Genomic DNA, 18,359 nt, shown 5'->3' on the forward strand with positions numbered 1-18,359 from the left:
GGAGCAGTTTTTCGCGCAGGCGCCGCGCGGATCCCACCACGGCACGAATTGATCGGGTCCATTGAATTGCGTTACCACCACCGGGCGCGGGCGGCCCCAATAGCTCTTGAAGGTAAGATTGGTGAGGATGCCCGCGGACAGCATGAGCGTGACCAGCAGGAAGACGATCGCGCGCCCGGAGATCAACAGCGGCCGGTCCGGCCGCGCCAGCTTTACCACCAAAGCGACGATCGCCGGCAGCGCCAGCCCCCACGCGATCCACATCGCGCCGTCGCGCGCGATCGCCGCGAGTGTATTGAGTTTCAATGGAAACGATTTGGACGTCGCATCATAGAACAGACCTGCGAGCTTGAGATCGAGTTCGGGATAAATCCCGAACAGCAGTCCGACAGCAAGCGCCATGGCGAGCGCAATGAAGAGTCCGGTCCGGTTCATGGCGCGGGGTTTAGCCGAGGAGGTTCACGATGAAAAGGCTTCGGAGTGCGCTTCTTCACGATGCCGGCGGTGAAGGTGAATGCGACGGCAGCGGGGGCGGCGGCCTCACGGGGCGCGGCGGTTCGCGCCAGGCGCCGGCATTGCGGCCCGCGATCAGCCAGTAGACCATGCCGGCGACGATGCCCGCACCGGTCATGATTTCGAGATGACGCCGGACGATGCCTTCGAAGCGAAACGTATCGGTGTCGAACGGAACCAGGCCGAGATAGCAGGCGAGCCCGACCAGTCCACCGCCGACCGCATAGGTCAGCGCACCCCTGACATAAAAGGCTTCGGTGATCAGCGCCACGAGCATCGCCGGCAGCAGGGCAAAGCCGCTGATGAAGATGAAGCCGAAACCGAGCATGACGTTCAGCGCGCCCTGATCGACGGGGCCGGCCCCGAGATCGCTGAATTCCGGAAACAAGACCGCGCCGACCACGATCATCCCCGCCACCAGGCAGGCGGCGAGGAAGGCGAAGAGAATGACGAACAGCCGGCCGATCAATGCCATGAAGTTCGCACCCTCAATCCGTCATCGCCATCGCGCGCAGCGCCTGGCGCTCGCGCGCCGACATTTTCTCGGTCTCCGATTTCAACTGGCCGCAGGCGGCGAGGATGTCGCGGCCGCGCGGCGTGCGCACCGGCGAGGAGTAGCCGGCGTTGAAGATGTATTCGGAGAATCTTTCGATCTGCTCCCAGTCCGAACATTCGTAACGCGTGCCCGGCCACGGATTGAACGGAATGAGATTGATCTTGGCCGGAATGCCCTTGAGCAGCTTCACGAGCAGCTTGGCGTCATCGAGCGAATCGTTGACGCCCTTCAGCATCACATATTCGAAGGTGATGCGCCGCGCATTGGAGGAACCGGGATAATCGCGACACGCCTGCAGCAATTCGGCAATCGGATATTTCCGGTTCAACGGTACCAGCTCATTGCGCAATTCGTCGCGCACCGCGTGCAGCGAGATCGCCAGCATGACGCCGATTTCTTCTCCGGTGCGGATGATGTTGGGCACCACGCCCGAGGTCGACAGAGTGATGCGGCGGCGGGAAATGCCGATGCCCTCATTGTCGGAAACGATCAGGAGCGCATCGCGCACCGCGTCGAAATTGTACAGCGGCTCGCCCATGCCCATCATTACCACATTGGTGACGAGTCGGCCGCCGGTCGGCGTATCGCGGTCGGCCCAGTCGTTGAGGCGATCGCGCGCCACCATGATCTGGCCGACGATCTCGCCCGCGGTGAGGTTGCGCACCAGCCGCTGGGTGCCGGTATGGCAGAACGAGCAGCTCAGGGTGCAGCCGACCTGCGAGGAAACGCACAGCGTGCCGCGATCGGTTTCCGGTATATAGACGCACTCGACTTCATGGGCCTTCTCGACCGAATCGCCGCTCGGCAGGCGCAACAGCCATTTGCGGGTGCCGTCGGCGGAGATCTGCTCGGCGACCACTTCGGGCCGTGCGACGGTGAAATGCGCTTCGAGTGTGCCGCGCATTTCCTTGGAGATGCTGGTCATCTCGTCGAAATTCGCAGCACCCCGGACATAGATCCAGTGCCACAACTGCTGTACGCGCATCTTGCGCTGCGCCGGCGCCACGCCGATCTCCCCCAGCCGTTCCGCGATCTCGGCGCGCGACAGACCGACCAGCGAGGGCTTTGCCGGCGGCACATAGGTCTCGAGCGCGATCTTTTCCAAAGGCGCGCTGGCGCCGGAACCGGGTTCGATCGAAGCAGAGGTCATGGTTTCGTTCATGGAACATCAGATAGGCCTTCCAGGGTCGGCTGGAAAGGCTTCAAAAGTACGGATATTGACGTGAAAAGCCGCCTAGCGCCTGCAATCCTGGGCCAGCCGGTCGAGCGCCTGGGCAAGTCCCTTCAGCGAGAAGGTATCCGCGGTCTCGGTGCCCTTGGCGGACACGCCCTTGACCACGGCATCGGCGGACTTGCGCATCGCCTCGACCATCCGTTCTTCTTCGGCGGCGTTCTTGATCCAGAGCCCATCGCCCTGGGTGTACATCGCATAGGTAGCGCCACCGACTTCCAGCGTCGATTCCGACCCCGGCTTCAGCGCGTAGCCGATCATGATCGAAACTTCGTTGGTGACTTTCTCCGCCGGACGCGTGGAGACGAAAGCATAGGCCGGGTCGCGCGGCCTGTTCGGCGGATTGGTTTTCGACGATGAGGGCTTTGCCAGCGCAAAGCACACCTTCTTGCCATTGGGCGTTGCGGTATAGGCGCCCCAGGTGCCGTACTGACCGATCAGCGTGGGTTCGGCACCGCCGCTGACGGCGGTGGCGGCCGCCGCTGGCTTGGATTCCGGTTTTGCAACTTCCGGCTTTGCAGGCGGCGGCTTGGCTGCTGCACCCGCTGCACCCTTGGCGGCTTTCGGCGACGCGCTCTGCGCCTGCACAAGGCTTGCCGCCCCGCACATCGCGCTAATCGCCACCAGAGCTGTCAGGATTCGCCGCACGGACATCACCAAATCTCGTTCCCTCAATATTGTGACTGGAAGATGGCTCCGACTCCGTACCGTCACGCGGGCGATGGATAGCCGGGAAATGGCTTTTTGGGAAGGCGGTTACAAACGCACGCGAACTCCGTCGCGCGCGCTCAAGCTTTCGTTCGCGCCGCGCGCTGCTTCTCCCACTGCGCGTCGGTCCATTGCAGCAAATCTTCCGCGCCGGAACTGCGCAAATGCGCGCCGCCGTCCTGCACCACCATCTCGCCATTGATGTAGCCGGCGGAATCCGAAATCAGGAAACTCGCCAAATCACAGAGCTCGCGATGTTCGCCGGCGCGGCCGAGCGGATTCCTCGCGGCCCAATTACCGTCACGGCTTTCCGGGCGAAGCTGACCGGATGCGCCGGGGGTAGGAAACGCGCCGGGCGCGATCGCCACCGTTCGGATGCCCTTCGGCCCCCATTCCACGGCGAGACTCCTGGTCATCGCGAGAATGGCCGACTTCGCCATCGCGGAAGGCACGGTGAAGGCGCGGCCGGTGATGGTCGAGGTCGAGAGGGTGCTCAGCACCACGCCCTTGTGTCGTCCCTCGATCCAGCGCTTGCCGGCGCCGAGCGTGCAATACATCGCGCCATGCAGCGTCGGCGCGAGGATCGCGTCCGCCGCGCGAAACGACAAATGCTCGGTCTGCGCGATGAAGGTGGCAGCCGCGTTGTTGACCAGCACGTCGAGTGGCGCGTCGCGCCAGACCTGCTCCAGCATGGCCTCGACATTGGCGCCGTCCCGAATGTCGCACCGGATCGCGGTCACCTTGCCGCCGAAATCGTCACGGATCCGGGCCGCGGTCGTCTCCAGCAATTCAAGCCGGCGGCCGCAGATGGTCAGTTCGGCGCCAAGCTCGACGAAGCGGCGTCCCATCGCAGCCCCCAGCCCGGAGCCGCCGCCGGTGACCAATATCCGCTTTCCCGTCAGCAGGCCTTTTTCAAACATCGTTTCATTCCTTACCCGTTCCCGTCCCCGTTCCCGTTTCGCGCCCCGGAATGAGGCGCCTTCTTCGGCTTTCGAATCAGATTGTAGCGCGGCTGCAAATCCGGCATGAAGCATCCCAGCCTCAACAGTGCGTCCGAAAACCAGGTGTGTCCATGAAAGCCATTCTCTGCTCGCAATATTGCGGTCCCGACGATCTCGTACTGGCTGAGGTGCCCGAGCCCGTGGCCGGGCCCGGCGAGGCCGTGATTGCGATCAAGTCCGCGGCGCTGAATTTCTTCGACCTCCTGATGATCCAGGGCAAGTACCAGATCAAGCCTCCGTTTCCGTTTTCGCCTGCGGCCGAAGTCGCGGGCGTGATTGAAAGCATCGGCGACGGCGTCACCGGCTTGAAGGTCGGCGACCGCGTGGTGGCGTCCTGCGGCCACAACGGCGCGCGCGAGAAGATTGCGCTGCCGGCCAATTCGATCGTCAAGATTCCGGACAATCTTGATTTCGATCGCGCCGCGGGGATCATCATTATCTACGGCACCGCGCTGCACGCATTGGAAGATCGCGCCAGCCCCAAGCCGGGCGAGACGCTCGCTGTGCTGGGAGCTGCCGGCGGCACCGGGCTCGCCGCCTGTGAACTCGGCAAGCTGATGGGACTGAAGGTGATCGCCTGCGCATCATCGGAGGAGAAGCTCGAATTTGCCAAAGCCCATGGCGCTGAACTCGGGCTGAACTATGCCAAGGAAGATTTGAAGGAAGGCTTGCGCCGGCTCACGGGCGGCAAGGGCGCCGACATCATATTCGACCCTGTCGGCGGCAGCTATGCCGAGGCCGCGTTGCGTGCGATCGCATGGGAAGGCCGTTTCCTGGTGATCGGCTTCGCCGCCGGTGACATTCCGAAGATGCCGCTCAATCTGGCGCTGCTGAAGGGCTGCGATATCCGCGGCGTGTTCTGGGGCGCGTGGACGCGGCTCAATCCGGAAAAGAACCGGGCCAATCTCGAAAAGCTGGTGAAGTGGACCGCCGAAGGCAAGATCTCGTCGCACGTCGATCGGACCTTCCCCTTGGCGCAGACCGCCGACGCGCTGAAAGTACTGGCCGGCCGCCAGGCGATGGGCAAGGTGATCCTGCATCCGTGATGGTGTGAATCTTCGGCGCCATGCGCGGGCTTGGCCCGTGCATGCGTTGACCTTCACGATATCCGTTATCCGTTCGAAGCAGGGATTGCGGGTCCCGGGAATAACGAGATTCGAAGCTTCCGCTGGCGGGCTTCGCACGATTTGCGCGCCGACACATGCACTCGGCTGACTGTCAGTTCGACGATTAACGTTAAATTGCTCGCGCTTCTTCCGTCAACTTGACCTCGAATCCCATCCTTGTGACAATGAAATGACGGTGCGCTGCCCCAAGTGCGCCGCAATGAAATCAAAAGATCTCCCAAATCGCGCCGGTGATTGTCGCTTTTTGGTCTGATTCAAAATGCGATCTAGGGGCTCGGTAGCGGGGGCGCTGGGCCGACAAGTAACAAGAACCGAATGCCCAGATGCCCCCGTGTTGCGTAGTAGCGTGGAGGCATCATCATGGCGCGAAATACGAGGTTCACCCCATACGACGAAGACAGAGTCGGGGCGTATGACGAAGAGCCAACCGATCCCGAATTCATGGCATACGGATCTACGCCTTCGATGGCGGCGGAGGACTACCCGTTCTCCGAAGAACCGATGCCGCTCTTTCTTTCCGGTGGCGACGAAGAACCGAGACAACGGGGCTTCGGGACTGGCGGGGAAGGGTTTGAGGATCGAGCGGTTGTCTGGCCAAGGATTTTCAAGGCGGCCGCAGTCGCGGCATCGGCGGCGGCGATCGCCTTCGCTATCCTGACGATAGGCAATCCGCTCGCACTGTTTGCCGACGCCAAGGCTTCGCTGCCCAACGCAACTGCGGACCAGTCCGACACCGCGCAAACCATCAATCCGCAGCCCGCGGCCGCGCCGCAATTGGCTAACGCCGGTCCGACGCCGGTCCTGCCGCAAAGCGCCGCTGTCCGGGCTGCGTCGACGGCCCCGAGGGTCACGCGCGACGATATCGCGCTCGCGCTCCGGGCCGCCCAGCAGAACCAGGGCCAGATACAACCCGATCCGGCGCCGCCTGCCGCGGCTGCGCCGGTAACGCAGGCGGCACCGCCAGCGCCGGCAAGAAAGCTCGAGGCCGACGAACTCGCGATGTTGATGACGCGGGCGAAGGGCATGATCGCAATCGGCGACATTGCGTCGGCGCGGCTGCTGCTCGAACGGGCGGCGGACGCACAGGAGGCCACCGCGGCGCTGCTGCTGGCACAGACCTACGATCCGGCCGTACTCGGAACCCAGGATATGCGCAGCATTACGCCGGATCCGGCCATGGCGCGCGACTGGTACCAGAAAGCGGCCCGGCTCGGTTCGACCGATGCAAGGCAGCGCCTGGCTCAGATGCAGAATTAGCTTTCAGATAAGCAGGGGGATACAAATGCGACGACTGGTTGGAGTGGCGTTATTCGCCATGATGATGGCGTTTGGGCTCGTAGCGTTCGGCTTCGGAGCGAAGGCCGAGGAAACCGAATTTGATCCGGCAAAGGTCAGCGAGAGCCTCAAGGCGATATTCCAGTTCGGATCCACCTCTACCAAGCAGGCTCTGAATGCCAACACGGTGACGCTGATCTCCGGCACCATCGGCGGCACCTATGTTCAGTTCGGCGCCGATCTCGCTTCGGTCCTCGACGACGGCAACCAGCTGCGCATCCTCCCCATCGTCGGCCGCGGCTCGGTGCAAAGCGTCGCCGACATCCTGTTCCTTCAGGGCGTCGACCTCGGGATCGTGCGGGCCGATACGCTCGATTATCTGGAGCGGAAGGGCTTCGCCAAGGACATCAAGAAGCAATTCACCTACATCACCAAGCTCTACAATGAAGAGGTGCATGTCATCGCGTCGAAATCGGTCCGCAATCTCAGGGATCTCGACGGCAAGACCATCAGCGTCGACCTTCCGAATGGCGGCACCTTCGTCACCGCGCTGACCGTGTTCGAGCGGCTCGGAATGAAGCCGAAGGTCGTCTACATCGAGCAGCGCATCGCGATGGAAAAATTGAAGCGCGGCGAAATCGACGCCGTGATCGTCTGCGGCGGCAAGCCGTACAAGTCCGTGAGCAGCTTCAAGGACGACCGGTTCCATCTGGTGACGGTCAATTACGACAAGCCGCTGCAGGCTGATTACCTGCCGGCGACCCTGTCGGCGAAGGATTATCCCAACCTGATTTCGGAAGGCGAACAGGTCGACACCATCGCGGTGCCGGCGGTGCTGGCGGCCTACAACTGGGCGCCCAAGACCGACCGCTATCGCAAGGTCGCGCTGTTCGTGGATAATTTCTTTGCGAAGTTTCCCACCTTCCAGAATCCGCCCTTCCATCCGAAGTGGAAGGAAGTCTCCCTTTCGGCCCCGCTGTCCGGCTGGCAGCGCTTCCCAGCCGCCCAGCAATGGCTCGACAGCCACGGCATCGAGCCGGTGGCGCGCGGCCGGTTCGAGGAATTCCTCAAGCAGAATCCGGCGCCGGCGGGAAAGCAGCCCTCCAGCGCCGAGAAGGAAGCCTTGTTCAAGCAGTTTCAGGCGTGGCAGGCCGAGCAACAAAACAATGCCAGGGCCCAGGTCCGACCTGCTGCGCAAAACCAGCGGTAGGGTCTGAGACGTTATCTTCAGGCCAAGATCTTCAGGCCTGAGCGCCTAGGCTTCGGACTCGGGCTGATCCCGACCGGCGCCGCCCATCCGCTTCAACGCGGCGCGGGCGGCGTCGCGATGTTCCGGTGTGATGTGGGTCGCCACCATCCGGATCGCGGTGGCGAGGATGGCGGCATCGTCGGTGAAACCGAGCACCGGCAGCATGTCCGGAATGAAATCGAACGGCAGGATGAAGTAGGCGATGGCGCCGAGCAGCGCGGCCTGCACGTGGCGCGGCGTGTGCTTGTCGAACGCGCAGTAATAGGCCGCGAGCAGATCCTCGGCGAAGGGCAGCTGCGCCACCACCCGCTTGAACTTGGTCCAGAAACGCCGGCGCACGCTTTCGCGGTCCTCGGCCAGCCTGTCGGCCGGCTCAAAACCCACGGTATGTTCTGACGCCATTATCGGGGCTCCCTGAGAGCCCGCGCGGCGGATCGCCGCATCGGACATCCCTGAAAAATGGGGATGGCGCGCTCCGCCTGCAAGATTGCGGCGGGCCGTATCAGGCAACGCCAAGCTGGCCCGCGATCGTATTCATCGCCGTCGCCAGCTCGATATCGAGCGCGGTGACACCGCCGGCGTCGTGTGTTGCCAGCACCACTTCCACCGTCTTGTAAACGTTGCGCCATTCGGGGTGATGGTCGCGTTTTTCGGCCACCAGCGCCGCGCGGGTCATGAATCCGAAGGCTTCGTTGAAATCCTTGAACGTGAAGGTTCGCGCGATCGCCTCGCGACCGGCCACTTCGCTCCACCCCGGCAACCCCTTCAAGGCCGCCTTCCGCGCCTCCGCCGACAGCCGTTCCGCCATGACAACCTCCCGTTTCATTGCAATTTTACCCTAACACCGGAGGGGACAGCCGGGATATCAGCCGAAATTGGGCGTCAAGGCCGGTCCGGAGCGCTCCAGTAACCATGACGCAGATGTAACCCCGCGCCGGGAGGAAATTTGCTACAATGTTCTTCTAACCGTATTGGCAATATGAAATTGGACCTCAAACGATTATTTGCCAGATCGATGACGGGCGGCCTTGAGCTCGCCGGACCGCCGGCGCCGCCATCGCCGCGCTCGGCCAAGCAGAAGACGATGTTCGTCACACTCGCCGGGAGCCTCGCCCTGATCGGCGCGGTCGCGGGCGCCTACTACTTTGCGATGCGGCCGGTGACCCTGCGGATCGCAGTTGGTCCGGCCAACAGCGACGACATCAAGGCGGTCCAGGCGCTGACCCAGGCCTTCAGCCAGGCGCGCGGCTATATCCGTTTGCGCCCGGTGCAGACCGATGGCGCGGCCGCGAGCGCCAAGGCGCTTGAAGACGGCGCGGCCGACCTCGCCATCATTCGCGGCGATCTCGACGTGCCGAAAAACGCGCAGGCCGTAGCGACGCTGCGCAAGAACGTCGCGGTGCTGTGGGTGCCTCCGCCCGCGAAGGGCAAGGGCAAGAAATCCGGCCCGAAGATCACCAAAATCGCGCAGCTTGCCGGTCGCCGCATCGGCGTGGTCGGCCGCACCCCGGCCAATGTCAATTTGCTCAAGGTGATCCTGCAGCAATATGGCGTCGACCCCGGCAAGGTCGAGATCATTCAGTTTCCCGCCGCCGAGGCCGCGGACGCCATCCGCAACCAGAAGGCGGACGCCTATCTCGCCGCGGGTCCCGTCAACAGCAAGATCACCGCCGATGCGATCAATGCGTCGACCCGCGACGGCGGAACGCCGACCTTCCTCGCGATCGATTCGGCCGAGGCGATCGCGCAAAACCATCCGATGTACGAGGCCTCCGAAATTCCCGCCGGCGCGTTCGGCGGCTCGCCGGACAAGCCCGACGACGAGGTGAAGACGATCAGCTTCTCGCACCACATCGTCGCGCGCAAAGGTCTGTCGGAATCGACGGTCGCGGCCTTCACCCGGCAGTTGTTCGCGATCCGGCAGCAGCTGATGACGGAATTCCCGCTGGCTGCGAAGATCGAGACCCCGGATACCGACAAGGACGCCGTCATTCCCGTCCACCCGGGCGCCGCGGCCTTCGTCGACGGCGAGGAAAAGACCTTCCTCGATCGCTACAGCGATTACATCTGGTGGGGCCTGATGGCCCTGTCGGCGATGGGCTCCGCCGGCGCGTGGTTCGCGGGCTACCTGAAAAAGGACGAGCGGAGCAACAACAGCTCGCTGCGCGAACGCCTGCTCGACATGATTGCGGGCGCGCGCCGCAGCGAATCCATCGAAGAACTCGACCGGATGCAATCGGATGCGGACGAAATCCTGCGCGATACGCTGCGCTGCTTCGATGATGGCGCCATCGAGGAGGGTGCACTGACCGCCTTCAGCATCGCGCTCGAGCAATTCCACAACGCGGTCGCCGACCGCAAGACGTTGTTGAACAGCATGCCGCAAAATCTGCAAAGGGCAGGCGCGCAGTTCCGCGCCGCCGCCACTTTGTAAGCGGCCTCCCCTGTAATCCAGCCGTCACAGAATCTTCCTAGGTCTGTCGGGACCCTCGGTGCAACCTGTTGCCCGATCAAGGAGGTCTGCATGACGATCAGGATTTCCCGCAACGCTGCCCGCGGACTTTCCCGCCGGCGCTTCCTTTCCACTGCAGCAGCGACCGGCGCCGGTGCGCTCGGCGCCATCGCGATGCCTTATCTCAGCCGCGCCGCCGACCGGCCGCAGATCAGCCATGGCGTGCAATCCGGCGACATCGGCGCCGACGGCGGCGTGGTGTGGGCGCGCGCCGACCGCCCGTCGCAAATGATGGTCGAGGTCGCCACCACGGAATCCTTCAACAATGCACGACTTCTGCCGCCGGTCGCGGCATTGCCCGAGAGCGACTTCACCGCGAAAATGCTCCTGGAAAATCTTCCCGCCGGGCAGGACATTTTCTATCGGGTCCGGTTCCGCGACCTTTCGCATACCGATGTGTCGAGCGAGCCCATGGTCGGCCGCTTCCGTACCGCACCGGCCGACCGACGCGACGTCAGCTTCGTCTGGGGCGGCGATGTCGCGGGCCAGGGCTGGGGCATCAATCCCGACGATGGCGGCATGGTCACCTTCGCCACCATGAAGAAGCACCGGCCGGATTTCCTGCTGCATTCCGGCGACACCATCTATGCCGACGGCGTCATTTCATCCGAGGTGAAATTGCCCGACGGCAAGATCTGGAAGAACGTCACGATACCGGAGAAAGCCAAAGTCGCCGAGACGCTCGACGAATTCCGCGCGGCGCACAAGTACAATTTCCTCGACGAGAACGTGCGCGCCTTCAACGCCGAGGTGCCGATCTTCGTGCAGTGGGACGACCACGAGGTCATGAACAACTGGTCGGCGTCGAAGGAAATCCCCGCAGCCTACAAGGTGCGCGATATCTCGTTGCTCGCCGCGCGCTCTGCCCGTGCGTTCCACGAGATGTATCCGATGCGGGAAAGCATCGTCGAGCCGGGCCGGGTCTATCGCACCCTCAGCTACGGGCCGCATCTCGACGTCTTCATGCTGGACGAGCGCAGCTATCGCGGCCCCAACGGTCCGAACCTGCAAACCACTTATGGCCCCGACAGCTATTTCATCGGGCCCGATCAGCTCGCCTGGCTGAAGCGCGGGCTATTGAATTCGCGCGCCACCTGGAAGGTGATCGCCTCCGACATGCCGCTCAGCCTGATCGTCTATGACGATGCGGCCAACAAGAAGGGCTCCGAGGCATTCGCGCAGGGCGACGGCCTGCCGCGCGGCCGCGAGCTCGAAATCGCCGATCTGCTGCGCTTCATCAAGACGTCGGGCGTTGCGAATACGGTGTGGCTGACCGCGGATGTGCATTACGCTGCCGCACACTACTATCATCCCGACAAGGCGCAGTTTCAGGATTTCGAGCCGTTCTGGGAATTCGTCTCCGGCCCCCTGCACGCCGGAACCTTCGGACCAAACGAACTCGACAACACCTTCGGACCGGAAGTGAAGTTCATAAAGGCGCCGGGTCTGGACAAGCAGAACCTGCCGCCGTCAGCCGGGATGCAGTTCTTCGGTCACGTCAGGATCGACGGCGCAAGCGGGCAGTTGACGGTGACCTTGCGCGACCGCGCCGATGTGGCGCTGTGGTCGACGACGCTCGATCCCAAACTGGGATAACGACCGGCCGATTCCGAAACCGGCAGACGTGCCCGATCAACCACGGGCGCCGTCGCCGGGTCGGCGTTTCAGCAAGGCGTGCAGCGCGTCGGTCGAACACGGCTTCGGCAGCGTTGGCTTATCTGCGAACGCTGCCGGAAACGCGCCGCTGGCGCCGTAACCGGTGACGAAGACGAACGGAATTTTCAGCGCGTCCAGCCGCTCGGCGACCGCAAAGCTCTTTTCTCGGACCAGCCCGACGTCGAGCAACGCAAAATCCGGCTTGCGGTCGGCGATCATTTCGAGCGCCTTGGCCACGCTCCCCGCGGTCCGCACCGTCTTCACCCCAAAGCCCAGAATCGTATCCTCGAAGTCGAGCGCGATGATCGGGTCATCCTCGACAATCAGCACGTCTTCGGGGATGCGGTCGAAAGAGGCGGCTTCCATGGTTTCGCTGACAAACGCCCAGAAATCGCAATCCGAGCCCACCTCGAACCGCGCCCGGTGCCGGCGCCAAAAAAAGCGCGCCGGTCGGTTCCCAATATGAAACCATCACATCGTCCGTTCGTTTGTCTGTGCACTTGTGGACTTAACAATTTGAAGTGAGCGGCTATCGTGACGGCCGCGAGGCAAGGAAACCGGGGATGGTCCGACGTGAAAGCGAAGCCAACAGCAGCGAACGCCCCTGCAACAACCTGTTGCGGCGGCTGAGCGCGGGCGACTTTGCCCTGATCGCGCCGCATCTTGCGCTGGAGGAGGCCCGGCCCAACGACCTGCTCTACAATCCCGGTGACGACGTCGAGATCGTCCACTTTCCCTGCGGACCTTCGCTTGCGTCTTACCTGGTGGCCAATGAGGACGGCCGCGATGTCGAAACCATCCTGGTCGGCCGCGAGGGCGCCGTCGGTGGAATTGTCAGCCAGGGATATCTGCCGGCCTATACCCGGATCATGGTCAAGTTCGGCGGGTCTTTCGCGCGCCTGCATGTCAGCAAGCTGGATGCCGCAAAAGCAAAGTCTTCCACGCTGAGTAACGTGTTTTCGCGTTACGCGGACTGCATGCTTGCCCAGATCTTCCAGTCGACGGCCTGCAATGCGATCCATTCGATCGAGCAGCGCACCGCGAAATGGATCATCTCGGCGATGGAGCGGACCGATGGCGCGGACGTCGTGCCGCTGACCCACGAGCAGCTCGCGACCCTGCTCGGGGTCGGCCGCAGCTATACCAGCCGGGTAATGCAGACATTCAAGGCGGAAGGGATTCTGGAGACCCGCCGCGGCTCGATCCTGGTGCGCAACCGCGAGGCGCTGCAGACCCGGGCCTGCCTTTGCAACGAATCCGTCAAAAATCACTTCGACGAGGTGCTGCGCGGGGTCTACCCGACCGAAGAGTCGCACGCGGCGGTGGGGTAGCGCCAGGGCTGGTTGCCATCATTTTCAGCTGAATCGTGCTGTCTCAACCGTGTTCGGGTGGCGGCTTTGCGCCGTTGGTGGCCGCCGGCCTCGCGGTCGGTTTTTTCGGTGTGATGATGATCCGGGCCGCGTCCCACAGCCGAAGGCCATGAGATGTGACCGAATGAGCCCGGCGGCGGCCAAAATGACGCCGGTATGACGGAAAATCGGTCAAGCACCCCCTCAACAAGCCATTGTTTTTTAGCGTTTTCTGACTATATTGCAGCGCAACGAGTAAGGTGTGCCCGGTCCTTTTGGCCGGGCTTCCTTTTTAGGTGCCTTGCACCTTCCAGAATTTCAGGTTTTGAGCGTGATCCGGAAAAGTGGGTCCCGGTTTTCCGGTGAGATCGTGCTCCAGCCATTGTCCGAGCCAGAAGAACAGCTATGAACCTCCGCAACGTCGCCATTATCGCCCACGTCGACCACGGCAAAACCACTTTGGTCGATCGCCTGCTGCAGCAATCCGGCACCTATCGCGACAACCAGCGGGTGGTCGAGCGTGCCATGGACTCCAACGATCTGGAGCGCGAGCGCGGCATCACCATTCTCGCCAAGGCGGCCTCGGTGCAGTGGAAGGACACCCGCATCAACATCGTCGACACTCCGGGCCACGCCGATTTCGGCGGCGAGGTCGAGCGCATCCTGAACATGGTGGACGGCGCGCTGGTGCTGGTGGACGCCGCCGAAGGCCCGCTGCCGCAAACCAAATTCGTGGTGTCGAAGGCGCTCAAGGTCGGGCTGAAGCCGATCGTGGTCATCAACAAGGTCGACCGCCCCGACGCACGGCCGACCGAAGTCATCAACGAGGTGTTCGACCTGTTCGCGGCGCTGGACGCCACCGAAGAGCAGCTCGATTTTCCGATTCTCTACGGCTCGGCCAAGCAGGGCTGGATGGCGGAAAGCCCGGATGGTCCGAAGGACGCCGGCATGCAGCCGCTGTTCGACCTGATCCTGCGTCACGTCGCGCCGCCGACCGTCGAGGAAGGGCCGTTCCGCATGATCGGCACCATTCTGGAGGCCAACCCCTATCTCGGCCGCATCATCACCGGCCGCATCACCTCCGGCACCATCAAGCCGAACCAGGCCGTCAAGGTGCTGGGCGGCGACGGCAAGCTGATCGAGACCGGGCGTATCACCAAGATCATCGCCTTCCGCGGCATCGAGCGCACGCCGCTTGAAGAGGCCGAAGCCGGCGACATCGTCGCCATTGCCGGCCTCACCAAGGGCACCGTCGCCGACACGTTCTGCGATCCCTCCGTCGATGTGCCCTTGAAGGCGCAGCCGATCGATCCGCCGACCGTGTCGATGTCGTTCATCGTCAACAACTCGCCGCTCGCGGGCACCGAAGGCGACAAGGTGACCAGCCGCATGATCCGCGACCGCCTGCTGCGCGAAGCCGAAGGCAATGTCGCGCTGCGCGTCACCGAAGCCGACGACAAGGATTCCATGGAAGTCTCGGGCCGCGGCGAATTGCAGCTCGCGATCCTGATCGAGACCATGCGCCGCGAAGGTTTTGAACTGTCGGTATCGCGCCCGCGCGTCGTGATGAAGAAGGACGACGCCACCGGCGAGTGGCAGGAGCCGATCGAAGAAGTCGTGATCGACGTCGACGAGGAGCATTCCGGCGTCGTCGTGCAGAAGATGAGCGAACGCAAGGCCGAGATGATCGAGATGCGTCCCTCCGGCGGCAACCGGCTGCGGCTGGTGTTCTATGCGCCCACGCGAGGCCTGATCGGCTATCAGGGCGAACTCCTGACCGACACCCGCGGCACCGCGATCATGAACCGGCTGTTCCACGGCTATGCGCCCTACAAGGGCAACATCCAGGGCCGCCGCAACGGCGTATTGATCTCCAACGATCAGGGCGAGGCGGTCGCCTACGCCATGTTCAAGCTGGAAGACCGCGGTCCGATGATGATCGAGCCCGGCTGTAAGGTCTACAAGGGCATGATCGTCGGCGAGCACACCCGCGAGAACGATCTGGAGATCAATATCCTCAAGGGCAAGCAGCTCACCAATATCCGCACCACCTCGAAGGACGAAGCGGTGCGCCTGACCCCGCCGATCCAGATGACCCTTGAAAAGGCGCTGGCCTATATCGAGGACGACGAACTGGTCGAGGTCACCCCGAAGTCGATCCGGCTGCGCAAGAAGTTCCTCGACGCCAACGAGCGCAAGCGCGCGGAGAAGACCAAGGAAGCGGTGGCGTAAGTCGGCGAATAGGGAGTAGCGAATGGCGAGTAGACGAGCCATATAAGCAACGTTCTATTCGCCACTCACCATCGCCTCACCTCATGTCCCTCCCCTCCGAAGTCGATGTCGCCATCATCGGCGCCGGCGCCGCAGGCCTCGGTGCCGCCCACGCGCTGAACAATTCCGGCCTCTCGATCATCGTGCTGGAAGCGCGCGATCGCGTCGGTGGCCGCGGCCATACCATCATGGCGGCGCCGGAAATTACCTTCGACGTCGGCTGCGGCTGGCTGCATTCGGCGGACAGGAATTCGTTCGTCGGGATCGCCGAGCAGCTGAATTTCGAGATCGACAAAACCCGCCCGCCGTGGCGCGAGGAGGCATTCGATGAGGCCTTTCCGCCCCGGGAGCGCGCCGACTTCATCGGGGCGCTGGAAGATTTTTACGACCGCGCCGAGGAGGCCGCCAGAAGGTTGGCAAAGAGTGGCAGCGACAGCGCCGCGAACGCCTGTCTCGAGCCCGGCAATCGCTGGAATCCGATGATCGATGCGATCTCGACCTATGTGAACGGCTGCGAACTCGACCAGGTCTCCATCCTCGACATGGACGCCTATGAGGACACCGAGATCAACTGGCGGGTGCGGCGCGGCTACGGCGCACTGATGGCGGCCTATGGCGCGTCCTGCCCGCTGGCGCTGAACACGCAGGTCACCCTGATCGACCATTCCGGCAGGCGCGTGCGGATCGAGACCTCGCGCGGGACGCTTTCCGCCGGCAAAGCGATCGTGACCGTGCCGACCAACCTGATCGCCGACGAGACGATTCGCTTTCACCCGGCACTGCCTGCAAAAGTCGACGCCGCGTGCGGCCTGCCGCTAGGGCTCGCCGACAAGGTCATGCTGGCGCTGGATCAGCCGCAAGATTCTAATGACGCGTTGCCGAAAGACGGCAATCTGCGCGGCGCCACCATGCGCACCGCGATGGGCACTTTTCATCTGCGCCCGTTCGGCCAGCCCTGCATCGAAGGCTTCTTCGGCGGCCGCTTCGCGCAACAATTGGAAGATGCCGGCGACGGCGCGCTGGCCGCGCAGTCGATCGACGAGATCGTGGCCCTGCTCGGCTCGGATTTCCGCCGGCGATTAAAACCGCTGGCGGAATCGCGCTGGGCCCACGATCCCTTCGCGCGAGGTTCATACTCGCACGCCTTGCCCGGCCACGCCGGCCAGCGCGCCGTGCTGGCCGCGCCGGTCGACGGCCGGCTGTTCTTCGCTGGTGAAGCCACCTCGCCGGAGTTTTTCTCGACGGCGCATGGGGCGCGGGACAGCGGGGAGCGGGCGGCGGAAGAGGTGATGGGCACGCTCGCGAAGGGATGATTGCCGATCTCGTCATTCCGGGATGGTCCGGAGGACCAGACCTCAGATGTGCAATTGCACATCGTAGTTCGATGCTTTCGCATCGCCCCGGAGTGACAGCTTACTCGATCACCCTCGCCCTCAACTGCGCATCCGGCACGAAGCACTCCTTATACTTCCCGAAAATCCGATAGCGATTGCGGGCAACGAGGCTGTAGACGGCGTCGCGGAGCGGTTTTGGTATCCCGCGCAACACGCGCACCCATCTCCAGCCCGGCAGCTCACCCAGCACGATCAGCGCGGCGTCGGATTTGAACCAGGCGACACCGCCGTGAACAACTGCATTGGTGTCGGGATCGTCCGGATCGATGCCGAACGCCTGCGCCAGCCGCGTGCCATAGCCGGATTGAATCGCGGTGAAGCGGAATCGCTGCGCCACGTCGCGCGTCGCGACGAAGCGGACCCAGCGCGAGCAGAACACGCAGACGCCGTCGTAGAGGATCACGTCATCGTCCGGCCACGGGTTGGTCGCGGGCGCCGTCATGGCTTTCTGTCCCGTCTCGGGCTCGCCAGCTTCAGCGCGCGCTCCAACTCCGGTCCGGCGATCTTCACGCCGGATTCGGTTTCCGCCAGCCAGTGACCTTCGCCGCCGGACGCCGGCAAAAGATAAAACTCCACTTTGTCGCCCCCGCTGCGGAACGCGTCGGCGAGCCTCCGTGACAGATCGGGCGGAAAATAGCTGTCATTGGCCGCCACCAGCCAGGTCACCGGCACGCGCGCCCCCTCGCCGAATTCGGCCGCCGACGCGATCAGCGTGTGCAGCGCGCAGACCTGGTTGGGGAAATCATTCGCATGGCCGCCGCGGCCGGCCGCGAATGCGACAATCGCCGCCAATCCTTGCGGATTTTCGCGCGCCAGCGCCAGCGCGCCCCAGGCGCCGGCCGAGTGGCCGAGAACGATGGCGCCATCCCGCCGGATGAAGGATTGTCCGCGCAGATAATTCAGCGCCGCCGCGATCTCGTCCGCGGTGGCACGGCCTGAATGCGAATAATCGGCCTCGTCGCAGCCGCCTTGATCTTCGAGATATTTTCCTCCCGTCGCGCCATGGCCCGGCCGTTCCGGCACCAGCACCGCAAAGCCGCGCGCCACCAGCCAGGCCGCCAGCGCGCGGTATTCGGGCTGCGGCATTTGCGCGCGACGCAAGACGTTCTGGGTCGAGGCGTGCGCGATCACCGCCAGCCGGAACGGCCCGTCGCCTGGCGGACGAAACAGCACGGCATGTGCTGATGTGGCCGGGTCCGGCGACGGCACCAGCCATGGCTGCATCCTGTTCGGTTCGGCTTCCGCGCCTTGCGCACCGAATGGGGCTTGCGCCGTCGCGCTTTGCGCACACACCATTCCGAGCACAACCAGAGCGGAAAGCGCCTTGAACGATTGCATGGATTTGCCTGACGCGGATGGGCTCGGACTGCCCAAGAGAATACGCACGGCGAATCAAATCCAGCGCATTTTTCCGTGAAGGTGACCCGGCCCGGTCGGGTTTTGGACCTGCCGACACCGGCCCGTCCCGCCAATCCTTCGCTCAACGGCCGCCTCAGACGGCTCCTTGTCCTTTTTCG

17 protein-coding genes and 1 pseudogene are annotated in these 18,359 nt (G+C 63.5%); 8 read left to right on the plus strand and 10 right to left on the minus strand.

Annotated features, from left to right (window positions below; translation table 11 throughout):
- The 5 genes and pseudogenes from QZ213_RS01530 to QZ213_RS01550 all read right to left on the minus strand — a co-directional run.
- Positions 1-435 (minus strand): annotated as a pseudogene (locus QZ213_RS01530) (PAP2 family protein); the annotation flags it as partial.
- Between the two features lie 55 nt (positions 436-490).
- Entirely contained in the window at positions 491-988 is a 498-nt protein-coding gene (locus QZ213_RS01535) for a hypothetical protein (RefSeq protein ID WP_291684278.1), read from the minus strand.
- Positions 989-1,001: 13 nt separating this feature from the next.
- Entirely contained in the window at positions 1,002-2,219 is a 1,218-nt protein-coding gene (gene rlmN / locus QZ213_RS01540; protein WP_291684279.1) for a 23S rRNA (adenine(2503)-C(2))-methyltransferase RlmN, read from the minus strand.
- A gap of 84 nt (positions 2,220-2,303) precedes the next feature.
- Positions 2,304-2,954 carry an invasion associated locus B family protein gene (locus QZ213_RS01545; RefSeq protein WP_291684280.1) on the minus strand — a complete coding sequence of 217 codons (651 nt, stop codon included), beginning with the start codon at positions 2,952-2,954 and terminating at the stop codon, positions 2,304-2,306.
- 134 nt (positions 2,955-3,088) lie between these two features.
- Positions 3,089-3,928, minus strand: coding sequence for an SDR family oxidoreductase (locus QZ213_RS01550; protein ID WP_291684281.1), 840 nt, complete (start codon positions 3,926-3,928; stop codon positions 3,089-3,091).
- Positions 3,929-4,080: 152 nt separating this feature from the next.
- On the opposite strand from QZ213_RS01550, the gene QZ213_RS01555 reads away from it, so the two are divergent.
- The 3 genes from QZ213_RS01555 (at position 4,081) to QZ213_RS01565 (ending at position 7,621) form a co-directional block, all read left to right on the plus strand.
- Positions 4,081-5,055 carry an NADPH:quinone oxidoreductase family protein gene (locus QZ213_RS01555; RefSeq protein ID WP_291684282.1) on the plus strand — a complete coding sequence of 325 codons (975 nt, stop codon included), beginning with the start codon at positions 4,081-4,083 and terminating at the stop codon, positions 5,053-5,055.
- Positions 5,056-5,601: 546 nt separating this feature from the next.
- Positions 5,602-6,393 carry a hypothetical protein gene (locus QZ213_RS01560; RefSeq protein WP_291684283.1) on the plus strand — a complete coding sequence of 264 codons (792 nt, stop codon included), beginning with the start codon at positions 5,602-5,604 and terminating at the stop codon, positions 6,391-6,393.
- 25 nt (positions 6,394-6,418) lie between these two features.
- On the plus strand, positions 6,419-7,621 hold the full coding sequence (locus QZ213_RS01565) for a TAXI family TRAP transporter solute-binding subunit (RefSeq protein ID WP_291684284.1): 1,203 nt from the start codon (positions 6,419-6,421) through the stop codon (positions 7,619-7,621).
- A 45-nt stretch (positions 7,622-7,666) separates the two neighbouring features.
- On the opposite strand, the gene QZ213_RS01570 is transcribed toward QZ213_RS01565, so the two are convergent.
- Both QZ213_RS01570 and QZ213_RS01575 read right to left on the minus strand, forming a co-directional pair.
- Positions 7,667-8,062, minus strand: a complete 396-nt coding sequence (locus QZ213_RS01570; protein ID WP_291684285.1) for a YkvA family protein — start codon at positions 8,060-8,062, stop codon at positions 7,667-7,669.
- A 100-nt stretch (positions 8,063-8,162) separates the two neighbouring features.
- On the minus strand, positions 8,163-8,486 hold the full coding sequence (locus QZ213_RS01575; RefSeq protein ID WP_291684286.1) for a 4a-hydroxytetrahydrobiopterin dehydratase: 324 nt from the start codon (positions 8,484-8,486) through the stop codon (positions 8,163-8,165).
- A gap of 258 nt (positions 8,487-8,744) precedes the next feature.
- On the opposite strand from QZ213_RS01575, the gene QZ213_RS01580 reads away from it, so the two are divergent.
- Together QZ213_RS01580 and QZ213_RS01585 are read left to right on the plus strand one after the other, a co-directional pair.
- The gene (locus QZ213_RS01580; RefSeq protein ID WP_291684317.1) at positions 8,745-10,094 is read left to right on the plus strand and encodes a TAXI family TRAP transporter solute-binding subunit; all 1,350 of its coding nucleotides are present in this window, start codon (positions 8,745-8,747) and stop codon (positions 10,092-10,094) included.
- 90 nt (positions 10,095-10,184) lie between these two features.
- Entirely contained in the window at positions 10,185-11,768 is a 1,584-nt protein-coding gene (locus tag QZ213_RS01585; RefSeq protein ID WP_291684287.1) for an alkaline phosphatase D family protein, read from the plus strand.
- Positions 11,769-11,804: 36 nt separating this feature from the next.
- Here QZ213_RS01585 and QZ213_RS01590 read toward each other — a convergent pair whose 3' ends face one another.
- Positions 11,805-12,194, minus strand: a complete 390-nt coding sequence (locus QZ213_RS01590; protein ID WP_291684288.1) for a response regulator — start codon at positions 12,192-12,194, stop codon at positions 11,805-11,807.
- Between the two features lie 197 nt (positions 12,195-12,391).
- Between QZ213_RS01590 and QZ213_RS01595 the strand changes: the two genes are divergently transcribed.
- From QZ213_RS01595 to QZ213_RS01605, 3 genes are all read left to right on the plus strand, one after another.
- The gene (locus QZ213_RS01595; protein ID WP_291684289.1) at positions 12,392-13,159 is read left to right on the plus strand and encodes a Crp/Fnr family transcriptional regulator; all 768 of its coding nucleotides are present in this window, start codon (positions 12,392-12,394) and stop codon (positions 13,157-13,159) included.
- A 423-nt stretch (positions 13,160-13,582) separates the two neighbouring features.
- Positions 13,583-15,409: a translational GTPase TypA gene (gene typA, locus QZ213_RS01600; RefSeq protein WP_291684290.1), complete on the plus strand. Its 1,827-nt coding sequence runs from the start codon at positions 13,583-13,585 to the stop codon at positions 15,407-15,409.
- 83 nt (positions 15,410-15,492) lie between these two features.
- Positions 15,493-16,761: an NAD(P)/FAD-dependent oxidoreductase gene (locus QZ213_RS01605; RefSeq protein ID WP_291684291.1), complete on the plus strand. Its 1,269-nt coding sequence runs from the start codon at positions 15,493-15,495 to the stop codon at positions 16,759-16,761.
- Between the two features lie 100 nt (positions 16,762-16,861).
- On the opposite strand, the gene QZ213_RS01610 is transcribed toward QZ213_RS01605, so the two are convergent.
- Together QZ213_RS01610 and QZ213_RS01615 are read right to left on the minus strand one after the other, a co-directional pair.
- Positions 16,862-17,284, minus strand: coding sequence for a thiol-disulfide oxidoreductase DCC family protein (locus QZ213_RS01610; RefSeq protein ID WP_291684292.1), 423 nt, complete (start codon positions 17,282-17,284; stop codon positions 16,862-16,864).
- A complete protein-coding gene (locus tag QZ213_RS01615) occupies positions 17,281-18,180 on the minus strand; it encodes an alpha/beta hydrolase (protein WP_291684293.1) in 900 nt (299 codons plus the stop codon). The genes QZ213_RS01610 and QZ213_RS01615 overlap by 4 nt, the downstream gene beginning before the upstream one ends.
- Between the last annotated feature and the right edge of the window lie 179 nt (positions 18,181-18,359).

It is taken from the genome of Bradyrhizobium sp. (assembly GCF_017881085.1).
Taxonomy (GTDB): domain Bacteria; phylum Pseudomonadota; class Alphaproteobacteria; order Rhizobiales; family Xanthobacteraceae; genus Bradyrhizobium.